This is a genomic window from Halorubrum saccharovorum DSM 1137 (assembly GCF_000337915.1).
Taxonomy (GTDB): Archaea; Halobacteriota; Halobacteria; order Halobacteriales; family Haloferacaceae; genus Halorubrum; species Halorubrum saccharovorum.
The window spans coordinates 238,589-254,947 of sequence record NZ_AOJE01000070.1 but is presented as its reverse complement, the minus strand read 5'-3'; the positions used below and the strand labels follow the sequence as shown (position 1 = coordinate 254,947).

Genomic DNA, 16,359 nt, shown 5'->3' with positions numbered 1-16,359 from the left:
TTCGATGAGATAACCGGTGATACAAACAGTCCTATTTTAATATCGGTCTACCGACCGGACAGGCGGGGTCGCAGATGATCGCCGCTTCCGTCATCATGGTCGCCGGGCTGACGCTAGTCGCGCTCCTCTCGCAGTCCGAAGGCTACCGACTTGGCGGCGTGATGGTTCTCCCGCTACTCGCCATCTACACGTTTCGTGAGCCGCTCTCCCCGGTGATATTCGGTATCGGAGCGATCGCCGCGTGGATCGCCCTCTGGCTGCTCCGAGAGTACACGCTCAACCACGGCCGCCGCCTCTTTCTGGCGTCCGTCACCGTCGGTGCGATCGCTACGATACTCGCCGGATACGCCTTCTCGCTGCTCTTTCCGGGGCAACTCTCGTTCGAGAACGCCGAGGTGATCGCGAGCATCTTCCCCGGCGTTACCGCGTACAACGTCATGCGTCTCAATCCCGACGACCGTCGCGGCGATCTGATCGCGATGGGTGTGGGATATCTCTTCCTCGTGGGTGTCGGAGCGGCGTCGTTGCTGGTTCTCGCCGAGATCGGGTCCCCGACGCCGGCCATTCTCGCCCTGCCGACGAGCGACGCCATTCACTGGATCGGGATCGAACCGCACGGGAGCGTCTATCCGACGATCATCCCGGATCGGATCACCATCGCGCTCCTCTTCACGGATATCGTCATCTACGAGGGGGTTCGCAAACGCTACGATCACCGCCTCGCTGGGATCATCATCATCCCGCTGTTGGCGGTGTTCAGCGTCCGGTACGCCCCCGCGATCGTCATCTACGCCATCGGCGCGACCGCGGTGTATTTCCTCCTCTCGTACGTCCACTGGACGACGCTCATCTACGGGAGGGTGCTCCTCGCGATTTCGCTCGCCCTCGGCACGGCGTACGTCCTGGTCATCGGCGTTCTCCAATCGATCTCAGCACCCGGGATCATCCTCTTTTTCATCGGCCTGTTCGTCGGCATCGGCGCGTACAACCTGCATCGCGTGGCGCCGAAAAACCGGTCCGCGCACATTCGGATCTCCGCCGGGCTGTTCGCCCTCTTCTACGGGATCCTCTTCGTGCTCGTCGACATCCCCTCCGAGGGCCTCCTTCACTCGGGTTACAGTCCCGCCGCCTTCCTCGGGATCGTCGCCGTCGGGCTTGCCCTGATCGAGATGTACCGGTTCGAGCGGTCGATCCCCGACTCCGCGGCGTTCGCCCGCGAGTCGGTGTTCGCCAACGTCTCGCTCGACGACGGGGACCTTGACGGCTCGCCCCTGGTCGCGGACACGGAGGAGGAGGACCGATGAGCGACCGAGACGGCGTTCTCTCGCGGCTGCGACGCGCGCTGTCCCGCTCCGCACGGACCGTTCGGCACGTCGCGGGGCGCGGCCGGTCGCACTTCGAGCGCGTCGAGCAGACGCCGTATCGCGTGACCGTCTCGGGCGTGCGCGGTAAGTCGACGGTCGTTCGCTGGCTCAACGAGGCCCTCGTCGCGCGCGACCTCGAAACGTACGCGAAGGTCACCGGCAATCAGGCCTTCTCGTACCGGAACCGCAGCGAGCACGAGATCTCCCGCAGCGGGCCGACGCGGCTCTACGAGAACGAGCGCGAACTCCGGACGTACGCGCCCGTCGACGCGATCGTCGCCGAGAACCAGGGCATCCGAGAGTACACGACTCGGCTCGCCAACGAGCTGTTCGATCCGCAGGTGGTCCTCCTGCTCAACGTCCGCCGCGACCACCAGTCGACGCTCGGCGCGGAACTCACCGATATCGCCCGGTTGTTCACGCGGACGATCCCGGAGGACGCACACGTCATCAGCGGCGATCGGAACGACGCCATCAACGAGTACCTCGGGCGGGAGTTCGAGAAGACGGGCCACACGTTCACCGTCGCCAAACCGCGTCCGGACTCCCCGTTCGAAGACGTGTTCGGCGCCCGGTCGGCGCTCCTCGTCGACGAGGCGCTCCGCGCGCTCGACCTGGAGCCGCTCCCGCCGTCTCGGATCGAGTCGCTCGTCACCGAACTCCGGAGCGAGTGGGGGTGGCAGCGACTCGACGGCGGCGGCCTGGTCTCGAACGGGGCGATGATGAACGACATCGAGTCGACCGAACTGCTCAGACAGTTCCTCGTCAACCGTCTCGACGGCACCACGATCACGCCGTTCATGTACACGCGCCGGGACCGCGCCGGACGGACCGCGGCGTTCGTCCATTACCTCACGTGGCTCGCGGAGAACGGTCTGATCGGCCCGGTCCACGTTGCGGGATCGCACGCCGAGCTGTTGGAACGGCGCGTGGACGCCGAGTTCGTCCATCACCCGGAGTCGGAACCGCCGGAGCGGGTCCTCGACGCGTGTCTCGCTGAGGGATATCCGGTCTACCTGATGGGGAACACCGTCGCGGAGTTCATGCGCGAACTGACCGCGGAGATCGATCGGCGGACGGTCGGGTGACCGAGCGACGGTCGAATGGAAAGGGTGAGAGGGCGAACCGGTGAGAGGGTAGACCGGCGAGAGGGTAGACCGGCGAGGCGCCGCCGTTGCGGATGTGCGTGATTGACACTCTCTCACGCACGCGATAATTGCCGAAACCGATATGACCCGGGGACGAGTCGGGCCGACCATGGCCGACGACCCGTTCGCGAACATGCTCGCACAGATGGACCGCGCGGAGGAGTACGCCGACGTGGATCACGGCATCTTCGAACGGCTCAAACACCCGGAGCGCACGCTCAAGGTCACGCTCCCGGTGGAGCTCGACTCCGGGGAGGTCGAGGTGTTCGAGGGGTATCGCTGCCAGTTCGACAGCTCCCGCGGTCCGTTTAAAGGCGGCGTCAGGTTCCACCCGTCGGTCACTCAGCGCGAGGTCGAGGCGCTCGCCGGGTGGATGTCCTGGAAAACGGCGTTGGTCGACCTCCCGTACGGGGGGGCGAAGGGCGGCGTCGTCTGCGAGCCGAAGGACCTCACCCAGAACGACTTGGAGAGCCTCACCCGACGGTACACCGAGGGGATCCGCCGGATGATCGGCCCCAATACCGACGTGCCCGCGCCGGACATGAACACGAACCCGCAGACGATGGCGTGGATGATGGACACCTACTCGATGTACGAGGGGCACTCCGTCCCGCAGGTGGTCACCGGGAAACCGCTGGAGATCGGCGGGACGCCGGGGCGCGTCGCCGCGACCGGCCGCGGCGTCTCCATCGTCACCGAACGGCTCTTCGAGTACCTCGACCGCGACCTCTCCGACGCCAGCGTGGCGATCCAAGGGTTCGGCAACGTCGGGTCGCATGCGGCTCGGCTCCTCGACGAGTCCGGTGCGCGGATCGTCGCCGCCTCCGACGTGAGCGCCGCCGCCTACGACCCCGACGGACTCGACGTGGCGGCGCTGGGCGCTCACGTCGACGCCGGCGGGCTGATCGAGGAGTACGTGACGGGGGACCCCCGAGCGTTGCCCGAGGACCGGCGAACCGGCGGGGGGAACCAGTGGGACGACCCGGACGCGATCCCGAACGAGGAGCTGTTGACGCTGGACGTGGACGTGTTGATCCCCGCTGCGATCGAGGGCGTCATCACCGAGGACAACGTCGACGACCTGCGGGCCTCCGCGATCGTCGAGGCGGCCAACGGCCCGACGACCGTCGCCGCCGACGAGGTGCTCACCGAGCGGGACATCCAGGTCGTCCCCGACATCCTCGCGAACGCCGGCGGCGTCATCGTCTCGTACCTCGAGTGGGTCCAGAACGCGCAGGAGTTCTCCTGGCCGCTTGAGACCGTCAACGCCGAACTGGAGCGCCGCATCGGTACGGCTTTCGATCAGACGATCGACCAGTACGACCAGAAGGGGCTTCCGGACCTCCGGACCGCCGCGTACACGCTCGCGCTCGAACGCACCGCGAGCGCCCACGAGTACCGCGGGCTGTTCCCGTGAACGGCGACTCGCCCCTACCTCACGCCGAGCGGATCCGGTCCGCACCCACCTCGACCGGCTCCGCGTAGCGAACGATCGGGTCGCCGTCGGGCCGCTCGAAGCCACTCGCCTCGAACAGGGTGTTCGCCCGGATGTCGGCGGTCGCCTCGCGCAGCGTCCACGGCTCGTGCGCGATCTCCCCGCGGTACAGCCGGTTCCCGGCCGCGTAGAACCGGTAGTTCTCGGCGAGGAAGGCGTCGAGCGACCCCGGCTCGGCGGCGAACGCCTCGCCCGTCGGCTCGTAGGTGGCGTCGAACCGGGCGTGCGGAACGCCGGGGTGGGACCGGCGACTTGTGAACCGTATCGGGTCGCCTGCGCCTCCGGGGCGGTCGGCAGTCGGGGGGCGGGACACGTCCATCTCCGCGCGGTAGTACGGGAGCGCGAACAGCCGACGCGCGACCGCGACGCCGATCCGGTCGTCCGCGTCGAGGTTGTAGAAGTAGATCCCCGGACCGTCGGGCCCCTCGACGTACGTTCGGAGGTTGAGCTCCGGGAACGAGAGTCCGACGGGCGCTCCGCGCGGGCGGATGTCGTCCATCACGAAGGCGACGACGCTCAGATACGCGTCACCCTCGTGAGCGGCGACCGAGAGCCGGTCGGGCAGCGTCTCGGAGACGACGGCGGGATCGATCGGCCAGTGACAGAACAGCCCGTCACGCCACGTCATCTCCAGCCAGCGCCGTTCGAGCATACGATCGGTAGGGGCGCCGGCGGGATAACCCGCACGCTGGGGTGGGCTGGCACGGGCCGAAACGGGTCGCCCCAACGCGCTAGTCCTGGTCACCGCCGCCGTCGATTCTCCCGCCGCTGTTCCTCTCGTCGCCGCTTCTCCCGCCGTCGCTTCTCCCGTCGCCGCCGTCAGCGGCGTCCTTCCACTCCCCGACGCCCGAGGGGTCGAGGTGGACGTGAACGTCGCCCACGTCCTCCAAGTTCCGGAGCCCCGTGACCAGTTCCGTCTCGATGTCGTGGGCCTCCCGAAGCGTCATCTCCCCGTCGACCTCGACGTGGACCTCGACCTCGAGGTCGGTTCCGTCGTAGTACACCGTCAGGTCGTGGATCCCCTCGACGGCGGGGTTCTCGCGGAGCGCGGCGATGACGCGCTCGCGGTCGGACGCGGGCGGCGCCGCGCCGACGAGATACGTGACGTTCTCGCGGGCGATCTCGACCCCCTGGTAGACGACGAGCACGCTGACGAGCGCCCCCGCGATCGGATCGAGGATCGGGACGTTCAGGAACACGCCGAACACGCCGACCAGGGCGGCGATCGTGGTGTAGATGTCGTTGAGACAGTCCACGGCCAGCGCGTCGAGCGCGGTCGATCCGAGGTCGGCGTTCACCCGCTCGGTGTACCAGTACAACAGGTACATGTCGGCCATCGCGAACAGCAGGGCCCCGATGAGGAGGAGGCTCTGCCGCGGCGGGCTGTGGGCGCCGATCACGCCGCGGACCGACTCGCGGAGCAGTAAGAGCCCGAGAATGACGATCGTCGCGCCGACGAGTAGCGCGGTCAGCGGCTCGATCCGCTGGTGGCCGTGTGGGTGGGTCTCGTCGGCGGCGTCGTACCGGGACCCGCCCCAGACGAACACGACCGCGCTGGCGACCAGATCGGCGACGGAGTGGGCGGCGTCGGCCACCAGCGCGACGCTCCCGAAGTAGACGCCGACCGCGCCCTCGACGGCGATCTTCACCGCGTTGCCGACGACGTTCACTCCCGCGGCCCGCTGGAACCGCGCCTTCTCGCCGTTCCCCCAGGGCCCCAACATACGTGTCGGTCGTCACCGCCCGACCTTAAGAACCTCGTCGTCCGGAGCGCGCCGATCGGGCCGTGGTGGCACGGCGGCGATCCGAGCGTCGCCTCGGCCGTGGGGTATCAGAACTGATTGTCGGCGGTCGGAGCTTAAATATCTCGGCGACCAATGGAATCACATGAATCGCGACGAGCGCGGCCAAAGCGAGGTGATCGGGGTCGTGCTCCTGTTGGCGATCACGATCGGCGCCGTGGCGGTGACGGTGACGACCGGGAGCGCGGCGCTCGGGCTGGTCACCGACGAGGCCCGCTCGGCGAGCGTGGAGAACGGGATGTCGCAGCTCAGCTCCCAGTCGAGCCTCGTCGCGCTCGGCGAGACGGACGCGCGCCGGTTCGACCTCGGCTCCGTCGACGGCGGCCAGCTCCGCCTCAACGAGAGCGCGGGGCGCGTCGAGGTGCGGATCGAGAACGGGACCGACACCACCACCCCGTACAACGGGTCGATCGGGGCGCTGGAGTACGTCGGCGACCAGCGGACCATCGCGATGCAGGGCGGCGGCGTCTGGGCGACAGAGGGCGGTCGCGGGCGGATGATCTCGCCGCCGGAGTACCACTACCGCGATGAGACGCTCACCTTCCCGATCGTTCGCCTGACCAGAGACGGGTCGTCGCCCGCGAGCGGGACCGGAGTGGTCCGCCAGAACGCGAGCGCTTCCAACGCCATCGAGACCGCGAACCCGCTCCGGAACGGGACGGTCGTCGTCGAGGTCCAGAGCGACTACTACGAGGGGTGGTACGACTTCTTCACCCGACGCGCCGACGGCACCGTGACGAAGGACGACGCGAACCGGACGGTGACCGCCAGACTGGTCGTGCCGGACGAGGTGAGCTTCGACCGGACGCTCACGGTGGGCCAGCCCGACGGCTACTCACATAAGGGGAGCTGGAAGGGTGAACTGAGCGAGTCGGAGTACGTTGAAGGTGTCTCCAGCCCCTCGCCCGGTCCGCTCATCGAGAGTTCGATAGAGTCGGCGGCCGACGACAACGACAACACGTCGTGTGTGACCTCATCCGGGTTCGATAACTGCGGCACCCTCCGTGCGGGCACCTACTTTATCAACGGAGACGCGACGGTCGACGGCGACCTGGACTTCAACGCGACCGACGGAAATATTACGGTCGTCGTCGACGGCGACTTCGACGTTGGAAACAGCGAACTCACTGTCGTCGACGGCAGTGACAACGGCGTCAAATACTACGTCAACGGGTCGCTCGACTTCCAAGGGGACGGATACGTCGGAACGGCGAACGGCGATATCGAAGCCAAGCGGAACCAGTTCTACGTCAACGAAGGCTTCCTTGACGGCAGTCAAGGGGACGGGACTCCGACGATCGAGGCGATCGTCTACGCGCCGAACGCCGATGTCGTCACGAAGGGGAACCCGGCACTTCGGGGAGCGTTCGTGACGAGAACGCTGGAGACCGGCGGGAGTGCGAGTGTCGAGTACGACCCGGACCTCGCCGAGGTGGAGATCCGGATCGCCGGCGGCGCCGGCCAGAACTCGATCACCTACCTCCACGTGAGCGAGAACGTCGTCGAGGTCGACTTCGACCGGTGAGATCGGGTGTGACCGCCGAGGTCGGACTCGATCGCTCGCCGGCGAGATCGACGTGATCGGCGACCGATCCGGACGATCGACGGCCAACGGCCCCGTCGTAACGACTAAGAACGAAACGCTCCTCGGTTACGGTAATGAACGACGAGTTTTTCGCCCGAGGTGGTTCCCGTGGGCGTCGAGATTAAGGAAACGGAGGTGAGCGACGAGGACTTCGAGGAGATGAAGGGCTTTGTGAGAGATTACCTCGCGGCCAGCGTCGAGAGCGAGGAGGACGGCGGTCGGATGCGGTGGTACCCGTGGCACTCCGCGGACTACCGGTTCAACCACATTCTCAACGTCGTCGATCTGGCGACCGATATCGCCGAAAACGAGGGCGCCGACCTGGACGTGGTCCGCGTGGCCGCGGTGTTCCACGACGTGGCGAAGTTGGAGGCCGAACAGGACGTTCACGCCGAGGCCGGCGCGCGGGTCGCTCGCGAGTACTTGCAGAGCCGCGGCAACTACCCGGAGTCGTTTATCGATGAGGTGTGCAGCGTGGTCGTCGAACACTCGTACACCGGCGATCTCGCGGATGTCCCCTTGGAGAGCCGGTGTCTGATCGAGGCCGACGTGCTCGACAAGGTCGGCGCGAACGGCGCCGTCCTCATGTTGCTCCGGATGGGGTACGAGTCGCGGACCCACATGGACTCCGCGAAGATGGTCGACCGGGTGCTCCAGCGCGCTCACGACCACACCGATCGCGTCGTCTCCGACACCGCCGAGAGCATCGCGCACCAGCGCATCAAGCGGGTGAAGTGGCTCCGCGAGTGGCTCGAAGAGGAGGTCTCGCGGATGGACGCCGAGGGCGTTACCGACCGCTGATCGTCTTCCTTCGGTTCGGGTGTTTTCGGGTTTTTCGGGCTCTTCAGTGCGTCTTCCGTGCGTTTTCCGTGCGTCTTCCGGGACTGTCAGCGTCTCCACTCAGCCGTCGGTATCGACCCTCGGGAGCACCAGCTCTAGGTGCCGACGGATCCCCCTCCGGGTGTCGTCGGCCCACTCGTCGTCGGTCGTGGTCGTCCAGCGAAACATGCCGCCGACCGCGAGCGTTTGGAGCGCCGACGCGACCTCGGCGGGCGGGACAGGGTCGGCGGTCGCGTCGGCTCGCTCTTCGCCCCGCGCCCCCTCTTGGACTTCGGTCGCCGCCTCCCGAACCGTGCGTTCGAGGAACGATCCGAACACTCGGTCGCTGCGGTCGAAGTGGTCCCGGTAGGCGTCGTCGGTCGCGGCCTGCGCGCGGAGTTCGACGATGGCGGTCATGAACCGACCGTCGGGACCGTACTCGCCGGGTATCGAGTTCGGGTCGGTCGTCGCCGCGACGTAGGTGTCGAGGCGCTCTCGGGGCGCCATGTCGAACGCGCCCTCGGAGACCGACGCCTCGAAGCCGTCGAGCAGGAAGCCGAGCAGGTCGACTAACAACTCGTCTTTCCCGTCGTAGTGGTGGTAGACGAGCGAGGGACTCTTGTCGAACTCCTCGCCGATGCGCTTTATCGTGAGATCGGCGTACCCGTGCTCGCAGAGCGCGCGGAACGCCGCGCCGAGGATGGCCTGCCGAGTGTCGGCCGGCTCTGCGAACGGGTCCTTCATACGCGACCTATCCCGGCCGTGGTTATAGCTCTCTTGATTGAACGTTCATTCAGCACGCTTATGTTGAATGCGTCCGACACGAACGTATGACTCGACTCGACGCGGTCGGCGGACGGGCCGGTGGTCGCCGCGGCGCGGATCACGGGAGCCACCGTCGCCCCGGTGTCGGGGTGCGGAGATGAGCCGGCCGAAGATGGGCCGGCCGACGCGGATCGCGACGCTGACGCTCGCGTTCGTCGCGGCCGGAGCGCTCGTCGCGGGCGTCGCGCTCTCCGGTGCTGCCGCACCCGGGTCCGGGGACGCGCTCGACCGCGGACAGGCGACGCTGGTCGGAAGCGATGCGGCCGGCAGTAGCGCGATCGGCGGCGATGCGGTCGGGGGCGACGCCGTCGCACAGGCCGACGGACGGCAGGTCCGCGGCTCACCGGTGCTCGACCTGTTCCTCTCTCAGGGGACCGTTCCGAGCGGGGCCGAGTCCACCGTCACGGTCGACATCCTCAACACGGGCGAGATGGAGATGGGCAACGACCTCGACCCGCGCGTGACGACCGCCCGGGGGCTCACGCTGGAGGTCGACGACGGCGACGTGCCCATCGAGGTGGGCGACGGCACGACGGTGGTGGGCGACGTGCGGACCGACGCGAGTCCCGTTCAGGTCCCGCTCGACGTCACGGTCCCCGACGACGTGCCCGACGGGCGGTACGAGGTCGAGGTGACCGCCCGTTACCGGTACACCTTCGAGGTGGTCCCGCAGTTCAACAACCACAAGGACACCCGCGGGAGCGACGAGTTCGACCTGACGGTCGTCGTCGACGACGGCGCCCGGTTCGCGATCCTCGACACCGAGACGGACGCGCAGGTCGGCGGGAGCGGCGACGTGACCGCGACGCTTCAGAACGTCGGGGACGAGGTCGCCCGCGACGCGGTCGTCACCGGGACCACGACCGGGAGCGGCGCCGTGCTCGGCAGCGACGGCAGCGGGGAGACGTTCGTCGGGAACTGGGAGCCCGGCGAGAACCGGACCGTGACGTTCGACTCCACCGTCTCTCCGGACTTCGGCGGCGGGGCGTACGCGTTCGTCTCGACGGTTGACTACCGCGACCGCGACGGGATCGAGGAGACGGCGGCCCCCTCGCGGGCGGGCGTCGTCCCCGCCCCCGAGCAGTCCTTCTCGGTCGAGGACGTGGAGGGCACCCTCGAAGTCGGCTACTCGGGCACCGTCTCGGGGACGCTCGCGAACGAGGGCCCGCTCGACGTCGACGACGCGGTGCTGGTCGCGGACCCCCAGAGCCAGCGGGTGAGCCTGGGTGAGAGCCGGTACGCGCTCCCGGATATCGAGGCCGGCGAGTCGGTCGAGTTCTCCTTCGACGCGGACGTGAACGGGAACGCCGACCCCGGCCCGCGGCAGTTCCGGTTCACGACCGAGTACGAGAGCGGCGACTCGACGATCGCGATCGACGAGACCCGCCGGATCGAGGTCGCGCCGCGCCAGCCCGAGTTCGACCTCGTCGCCGACAACACGACGGTGCCGGCCGGCGAGACGCGGCGGATATCCTTCGAGATCACGAACCAACGCCCGGAGACGCTCTCGTCGATCAACGCGGGGCTGTACGCCGACAGCCCGCTTTCGGCCCCCAACGACGAGGCGTTCGTCGACGAGCTCGAACCCGGCGAGTCGACGGAGATCTGGTTCGAGGTGTCGGCCGCCCCCGGCGCCAGCGTCGAGACGCACCCGATCGAGCTCGACTTCCGGTACGACGACGAGCGGGGCAACGACCGGATCTCGGACGTGACCCAGTACCCGGTCGAGGTGACCGAGGCCGCCGACGACGGCGGGCTCCCGATCGGCACGCTCGTCGTCGGCCTGCTCGTCGTGGTCGCCGGCGCGGGCGCGGTCGTCTGGTACCGGCGGCGGTAACCCGATGACGGACCGCACACCCGGCCGACCGCGCGAGCGGCGGCATCCGATTTCTGACCGACCACGGCTCGACCGCCGGAGGCGACCGTGACCGCCGCCGACCGAGCCGTCGAGCGCGTCGACGAGTTCGTCACGGAGCGGCCGGTGACGGTGATCGCCGTCTTCCTCCTGATCAGCGTCGTCGCCGTCGGCGGGATCGGCGGGATCGAGACGAGCGCCGGCGCCGACCAGTTCACGCAGGACATCCCGGCCCAGCAGGCGTTAGACGACATCGACGAGGAGTTCGAGACCTCTATCGGCGGGTCGGCCACCGCCGCGCAGGTGATCGTCACCGACGACAACGTGCTCTCTCGGCCGACGCTGATACGGATCCTGGAGACCCAAGACCGGTTGGAGTCGCGGTCGACGCTCAGAGTGGGATCGACGTCGAGCCACGCCGACGCGATCGCCCGCCGGCTCGACCCGACCGCTGAGACCGCCGCACAGCGCCGCGACGCAGTCGAAGAGGCGACGCCACAGGAGCTGCGAACGGCCATCAACGACGCCGACGCCGCGGGCGCGGTCGCGGCGCAGGTGTCGGTCGACTACAACCCGACCGCCCAGACCGCCGACGCCGCGATCGTCGGGATCACCTACGACGTGCCCGAGGCGGCGACGACCGCCCGGGTGACGGGGCTCCAGACGCGCAGCGTCGAGGTCGTCGACTCGGTGCCGGGCAACGACGCCGGCGACAACGCGATCCTCTTCGGCGACGGGGTGTTGCAGTCGGAGATCACCGCGCTGCTCGGCGACACCGCGATCATCGTGTTCCCCGCGGCGCTGCTTCTCATCCTCGGGTTCCTCGTGTTCGCCTACCGCGACCCGATCGACATGGGTATCGGGCTCGCGGCGCTGCTGCTGTCGCTGCTGTGGACGTTCGGGTTCATGGGGTACGCTGGGATTCCGTTCTCCGACTCCCTCGTCACCGTCTTCCCGCTGTTGCTCGCGGTCGGGATCGACTTCGGGATCCACATCGTCAACCGGTACCGCGAGGAGCGGGGCGAGGGGCTCTCGATCGCGGCCGCGATGCGAACGACGACCGACCAGCTGCTCATCGCGTTCCTGCTCGTGACGATCACCACCGTGTTCGGGCTCGTCTCGAACGTGGCCAGCCCCTTCGAGCCCAACCGGGACTTCGGGATCGTCGCCGCCGCCGGGATCACGTTCACGCTCGTCATCTTCGGGATCTTCCTCCCCGCCGCGAAGGTGCTCGCGGACCGCTGGCGCGATCGGCTCCCGATCCCAGCGTTCGGGACGACCCCGCTCGGCTCGGGCGGGTCGCGGCTCGGGCGCGCGCTGCGCGTCGGCGTCGACCTCTCGCGGGTCGCACCGGTCGCGGTCGTCGTCCTGCTCCTCGTCGGCGGCGCGATCGGGGGCGCGTACGGTACCGGGGTGAACACGGAGTTCTCCGAGGAGGCGTTCTTCCCGAACGAGGACCGGCTGGAGACGTACTCGAACCTCCCGGAGCCGTTCGCGCCGACCGACTACACGTTCCTGCGGGTGCTCACGCTGTTCGAGGAGGAGTTCGAGCAGGGGTTCGTCGGGAGCGTGACGCTGTACGTCGACCAGTCGGTGAGAGACGACGACGCCCTGGAGCTGATCGACCGGACCACGCGCAACCCGCCAGACACCTTCGAGACGACCGAGGAGCGGCGGGCGGCCTCGACCAGCGTCGTCACCGTCATCGAGGATCGGGCGGCGCGAGACCCCGAGTTCGCCGCCGTCGTCAACCGCAACGACCGGCTCGGGACCGGGGTGCCCGACCGCAACGTCGACGAGGTGTACGAGGCGCTGCTCGACTCGCCGGCCAGAGGCCAGGCCCGCGGCTACCTCGCGGACGACCGCGGGAGCGCGCGGATCGACTACACGATCCGCCCCGGCGTCGACAACTCCGAGGCGGTCGCGGACGTGCGCGAGCTCGCCGAACGCACTCCCCTCGAAGCGGTGCCGACCGGGAGCCTCGTCGTCAACGAGGCCGTGATCGACCGGCTCACCGAGTCCGCGATCCGGAGCCTGATCGCCGCGTTCGCGCTCACGGCGATCTTCCTCGCCCTCTCGTACGCCTACCTGGAGGGGAGGGCCGTGTACGGTCTGCTCAACCTCGTGCCCGTGCTCGTCACGGTCGGGCTGTTAGTGGGGTCGATGCGGCTGTTCTCGATCCCGTTGACGCCGATCAACGCGCCGATCCTCTCGGTGTCGATCGGGCTCGGCGTGGACTACACCGTCCACTTCGTCCACCGGTTCGTCGACGAGTACAAGGCGGGACACGCGGTCGACGAGGCGTTAGACATCACCATCGCCGGCACCGGCGGCGCGCTCACCGGGAGCATGCTCACGACCGTCTGCGGGCTCGGCGTCCTCTGGCTCGCCGTGATCCCCCTCCTGCAGGACTTCGGCCTGCTGCTCGCGTTGGGCGTGTTGTACGCGTACCTCTGCTCGATCCTGCTCGTCCCCTCGCTCGTCGTCGTCTGGGACCGGTACGGGGATCGGGTCGGGCTCGGACTCGACGGCGGCCTCCGCGAGTCGACGGGCGAACGGGCGGACTAGTCGCTCGTCGACTTCTCAGTCGCGTCGGCGCGCTCGGGGATCTCGTCCCCGGCTCGCCGCGACTGCGCCTTCCCGGCGAGCACCGCTAGGATGTAGACCGCGACCGCGACGAGGACGATGGTGCCGCCGGCGGTCGTGTTGTAGTGGAACGACATCGTGATCCCGGCGAGCACGGCGATCTGCGCGAGCACGACGGAGGCGAGCAGCGCCTCGCGGAACCCGCGGGCGAGCTGGGCGGCGGCCGCGACGGGGACGACGAGCATCGCCGCGACGAGGATGACGCCCATGATCTGCATCGCGCCGACGACGACGAGCGCGGTCAGCGTCGTCATCAGGCGGTTGTACCACGGGACGTTGACGCCGGCGACGCGGGCGGCCGTCTCGTCGAACGTCACGTACAGCAGCTGTTTGTAGGTGACCGTGACGACCAGCGCGACGACGGCGAAGAGGACGACCAACAGGACGGCGTTCTCCCGCGAGACCGTCGAGAGGTTCCCGAAGAGGTACTGGTTGATGCCGACCGCGAGCCCGCCGGTGTTCAGGCTGATGAGGACCGCCCCGAGCGCGAACCCCGTCGAGAGCACGATCGCCATCGATACGTCGTTGTACGCGTCGGTGGCCTCGGAGATCAGCTCGATCGCCAGCGCCGCGATCACGGCGACGACGATCGCCGTGACGTACGGGGAGATCCCGGTGCCGAGCAGCGAGTTGACGAACAGCCCGACGGCGACGCCCGCGAACGCGGTGTGCGCGAGCGCGTCCCCGATCAGCGCGAGCTGGCGGTGAACGAGGAACGTGCCGATCAGCGGCGCCATCACCGCGATGAGCGCGCCCACGAGGAACGCGTGGTGCATGAACACGTACTCCAACATCGCGATCCCCAGCCGCTCGCCGAGCCAGCCGAGCCCGTCGCTCCACAGTCCGACGAGCCGGGCGAGGAGTCCGTAGGGGGCGGAGAGGAGGGAGATCAGCGCGACCGAAACAGACACCAGCGGCGTCACGTGACGATCCCTCCCTCCTCGCGCCGGACGTTCGTCCCGTACGCCCGATCGAGCGCGTCGCTGTCGGCGAACGCCGTCGGGTCGCCGTCGAAGTACACCTCGCGGTTGAGACAGACCACCCGGGAGGCGTGCTCGATGACGGCGCCGATGTCGTGTTCGACCAGCAGGACGGTCATCCCGTCGTCGACGAGCCCGTCGAGGAGCTCGAAGAACGCCTCGACCGACTCGGCGTCGACGCCAACCGTCGGCTCGTCGAGCACGAGCAGCTCCGCCTCGCCCGCGAGCGCCCGGGCGATGTAGGTCCGCTGGCGCTGGCCGCCCGAGAGCGCGGTGATCTTGCGGTCGGCGAGGTGCTCGATCCCGACCGTCCGAAGCGCCTCGCGAGTGCGCTCGCGGTCGTCCGCCGTCACCCGGCCGAACCCGGCGTGCGGGAACCGACCCATCAGGACGACCTCGCTCACCGTGATCGGCATCCGCTTCTCGTCTTCCGTCACGTCCTGTGCGACGTAGCCGACGCGCTCGCGCTCCGCGAACGCCCGGGCCGGGTGACCGAGCAGTTCGGCGGACCCCGAATCGGGTTCGTGAAGTCCCAAGAGAAGCCGGAGCAGCGTGCTCTTTCCGGAGCCGTTCGGTCCCACGATCCCGACGTACTCGCCGCGCTCGACCCGGAGGTCCACGTCCTCGACCACCGGGACGGCGGCGTATCCGAACGTGAGGTCTCGGGCCTCGACGAGGGGGGTCCGGGCGGCGTCGGTCGGCGCGGGCTCCCCGCTCATGGCTGGAAGTTCCGGCCGTAGTCGGCGAACGTCACGTCCTCGGGGTCGTCGATGCCGAGCAGGATCCGGAACGTCGGGAGGTTCACCTCGCGAGCGATGTCGAAGTACCCCCACCCCCGCTCGACCCACGACTCCGCGGTCCCCGCGTACGGCGTCACGGGGAAGTAGGCCGTCACGTCGGTCTGCTCTAAGAGCTGGCGCGCCGGCCGTATCGGCTCGAAGACGGCGGCGCCGATGTGGCGGATGCCGTTCGCGGCGATCGTGTCCTGCGCTCGCTGCATGTCGGCCGGCCGAACGTCGTTGCTGGCCGCGAGGTTCACCACCAGCGGCTCGATCGTCGCGCCGTAGCGTTCCGAGACGTAGCCGAAGGCGTTGTGCGCGGCGAGGAACGCCACGTCGCGCTCGGCCGCGTCGAAGACGGCGTTCCACTCCTCGTCGAGGGCGTCGAGCTCCTCGTCGAGGGCGGCGGCGTTCTCACGGATCGTCGCCTCGTGGTCGGGAGAGACGCCAGCGAGCCCGTCGGCGAGGTTCGCGACCGCGACCTTCGCGCGCCGCGGGTCGAGCCAGAAGTGCGGGTCCTTCGCGTCCTCGACCGCCTCCTCTTCCGTGAGCGAATCGGCCAGGTCGATGAGGTCGACGCCCTCGCGGGCGTTGATCAGTTCGGTCTCGGTCGTCTCGGCCGCGAGCGCGTCGATGGCGCGGTCGACCCACGGCTGGAAGTCCGGCCCGACGTGGACGAGGGCGTCGGCGTCGGTGATCCGACGCTGAATCGAGGGGTCCGGCTCCCAGCCGTGGCCGTGGAGCCCGGTCGGGACCAGGTTCTCGACCGCGATGTCGGTCCCCTCGGCGAGCGAGTCGGCGAAGTCGTAGAACGTGAAAAACGAGGCGACGACGGTGTAGCCGTCGCCGGTGCTGTCGCCGTCGCCGTCGCCGGTACCGTATCCGTCACCCGCCGAGCCCGTGTCGGCCGCGTTCCCGGTGCAGCCGGCGAGTCCTCCCGCGAGAGCGCCGGCGCCGATCGAGGCGAACCGACGCCGAGAGACGGTCGACGAACCGTTCGCGTCTGTGTGCATACCGTTATTTAGATCGGGAGTGTATAATATACTTCTGGTCAAAGAAAA

13 protein-coding genes are annotated in these 16,359 nt (G+C 68.5%); 7 read left to right on the top strand and 6 right to left on the bottom strand.

The features are described from left to right. Positions 1-74: 74 nt before the first annotated feature. From C471_RS15570 to C471_RS15560, 3 genes are all read left to right on the top strand, one after another. Positions 75-1,304: a capsule polysaccharide biosynthesis protein gene (locus tag C471_RS15570; RefSeq protein WP_004050646.1), complete on the top strand. Its 1,230-nt coding sequence runs from the start codon at positions 75-77 to the stop codon at positions 1,302-1,304. Next, positions 1,301-2,452: a hypothetical protein gene (locus C471_RS15565; RefSeq protein ID WP_004050644.1), complete on the top strand. Its 1,152-nt coding sequence runs from the start codon at positions 1,301-1,303 to the stop codon at positions 2,450-2,452. The genes C471_RS15570 and C471_RS15565 overlap by 4 nt, the downstream gene beginning before the upstream one ends. A 169-nt stretch (positions 2,453-2,621) precedes the next feature. Beyond that, a complete protein-coding gene (locus tag C471_RS15560; protein WP_004050641.1) occupies positions 2,622-3,929 on the top strand; it encodes a Glu/Leu/Phe/Val family dehydrogenase in 1,308 nt (435 codons plus the stop codon). A gap of 19 nt (positions 3,930-3,948) precedes the next feature. Here the strand turns inward: C471_RS15560 and C471_RS15555 are convergent, their stop codons facing one another. Together C471_RS15555 and C471_RS15550 are read right to left on the bottom strand one after the other, a co-directional pair. After that, a complete protein-coding gene (locus tag C471_RS15555) occupies positions 3,949-4,659 on the bottom strand; it encodes a YqjF family protein (protein WP_004050639.1) in 711 nt (236 codons plus the stop codon). Positions 4,660-4,738: 79 nt separating this feature from the next. Then, the gene (locus tag C471_RS15550) at positions 4,739-5,731 is read right to left on the bottom strand and encodes a cation diffusion facilitator family transporter (RefSeq protein ID WP_004050637.1); all 993 of its coding nucleotides are present in this window, start codon (positions 5,729-5,731) and stop codon (positions 4,739-4,741) included. Positions 5,732-5,894: 163 nt separating this feature from the next. On the opposite strand from C471_RS15550, the gene C471_RS15545 reads away from it, so the two are divergent. Continuing rightward, positions 5,895-7,334, top strand: a complete 1,440-nt coding sequence (locus tag C471_RS15545; RefSeq protein WP_004050635.1) for a DUF7289 family protein — start codon at positions 5,895-5,897, stop codon at positions 7,332-7,334. A 159-nt stretch (positions 7,335-7,493) separates the two neighbouring features. Next, positions 7,494-8,195: an HD domain-containing protein gene (locus C471_RS15540; protein ID WP_004050633.1), complete on the top strand. Its 702-nt coding sequence runs from the start codon at positions 7,494-7,496 to the stop codon at positions 8,193-8,195. Positions 8,196-8,294: 99 nt separating this feature from the next. Here the strand turns inward: C471_RS15540 and C471_RS15535 are convergent, their stop codons facing one another. Then, positions 8,295-8,957, bottom strand: a complete 663-nt coding sequence (locus C471_RS15535) for a TetR/AcrR family transcriptional regulator (RefSeq protein ID WP_004050631.1) — start codon at positions 8,955-8,957, stop codon at positions 8,295-8,297. A gap of 193 nt (positions 8,958-9,150) precedes the next feature. Here C471_RS15535 and C471_RS15530 point away from each other — a divergent pair, with 193 nt between their 5' ends. Continuing rightward, positions 9,151-10,875 carry a COG1361 S-layer family protein gene (locus tag C471_RS15530; RefSeq protein WP_004050630.1) on the top strand — a complete coding sequence of 575 codons (1,725 nt, stop codon included), beginning with the start codon at positions 9,151-9,153 and terminating at the stop codon, positions 10,873-10,875. An 87-nt stretch (positions 10,876-10,962) separates the two neighbouring features. Further along, entirely contained in the window at positions 10,963-13,461 is a 2,499-nt protein-coding gene (locus C471_RS15525; RefSeq protein ID WP_004050628.1) for an efflux RND transporter permease subunit, read from the top strand. Here the strand turns inward: C471_RS15525 and C471_RS15520 are convergent. The 3 genes from C471_RS15520 to C471_RS15510 are packed head-to-tail and all read right to left on the bottom strand — an operon-like array spanning position 13,458 to position 16,311. Beyond that, the gene (locus C471_RS15520) at positions 13,458-14,462 is read right to left on the bottom strand and encodes a metal ABC transporter permease (RefSeq protein ID WP_004050626.1); all 1,005 of its coding nucleotides are present in this window, start codon (positions 14,460-14,462) and stop codon (positions 13,458-13,460) included. The two genes, C471_RS15525 and C471_RS15520, sit on opposite strands and share 4 nt — an antisense overlap. Beyond that, positions 14,459-15,238, bottom strand: a complete 780-nt coding sequence (locus C471_RS15515; RefSeq protein WP_004050624.1) for a metal ABC transporter ATP-binding protein — start codon at positions 15,236-15,238, stop codon at positions 14,459-14,461. The genes C471_RS15520 and C471_RS15515 overlap by 4 nt, the downstream gene beginning before the upstream one ends. Further along, entirely contained in the window at positions 15,235-16,311 is a 1,077-nt protein-coding gene (locus C471_RS15510) for a metal ABC transporter substrate-binding protein (protein ID WP_004050622.1), read from the bottom strand. The genes C471_RS15515 and C471_RS15510 overlap by 4 nt, the downstream gene beginning before the upstream one ends. Positions 16,312-16,359: the final 48 nt, after the last annotated feature.

Bases quoted from the DNA above. Each gene is read 5' to 3' on its own strand.
- C471_RS15565 (WP_004050644.1), top strand. From the start codon at position 1,301: ATGAGCGACCGAGACGGCGTTCTCTCGCGGCTGCGACGCGCGCTGTCC.
- C471_RS15515 (WP_004050624.1), bottom strand. From the start codon at position 15,238: ATGAGCGGGGAGCCCGCGCCGACCGACGCCGCCCGGACCCCCCTCGTC.
- C471_RS15560 (WP_004050641.1), top strand. From the start codon at position 2,622: ATGGCCGACGACCCGTTCGCGAACATGCTCGCACAGATGGACCGCGCG.
- C471_RS15530 (WP_004050630.1), top strand. From the start codon at position 9,151: ATGGGCCGGCCGACGCGGATCGCGACGCTGACGCTCGCGTTCGTCGCG.
- C471_RS15510 (WP_004050622.1), bottom strand. From the start codon at position 16,311: ATGCACACAGACGCGAACGGTTCGTCGACCGTCTCTCGGCGTCGGTTC.
- C471_RS15555 (WP_004050639.1), bottom strand. From the start codon at position 4,659: ATGCTCGAACGGCGCTGGCTGGAGATGACGTGGCGTGACGGGCTGTTC.
- C471_RS15570 (WP_004050646.1), top strand. From the start codon at position 75: ATGATCGCCGCTTCCGTCATCATGGTCGCCGGGCTGACGCTAGTCGCG.
- C471_RS15545 (WP_004050635.1), top strand. From the start codon at position 5,895: ATGAATCGCGACGAGCGCGGCCAAAGCGAGGTGATCGGGGTCGTGCTC.
- C471_RS15550 (WP_004050637.1), bottom strand. From the start codon at position 5,731: ATGTTGGGGCCCTGGGGGAACGGCGAGAAGGCGCGGTTCCAGCGGGCC.
- C471_RS15535 (WP_004050631.1), bottom strand. From the start codon at position 8,957: ATGAAGGACCCGTTCGCAGAGCCGGCCGACACTCGGCAGGCCATCCTC.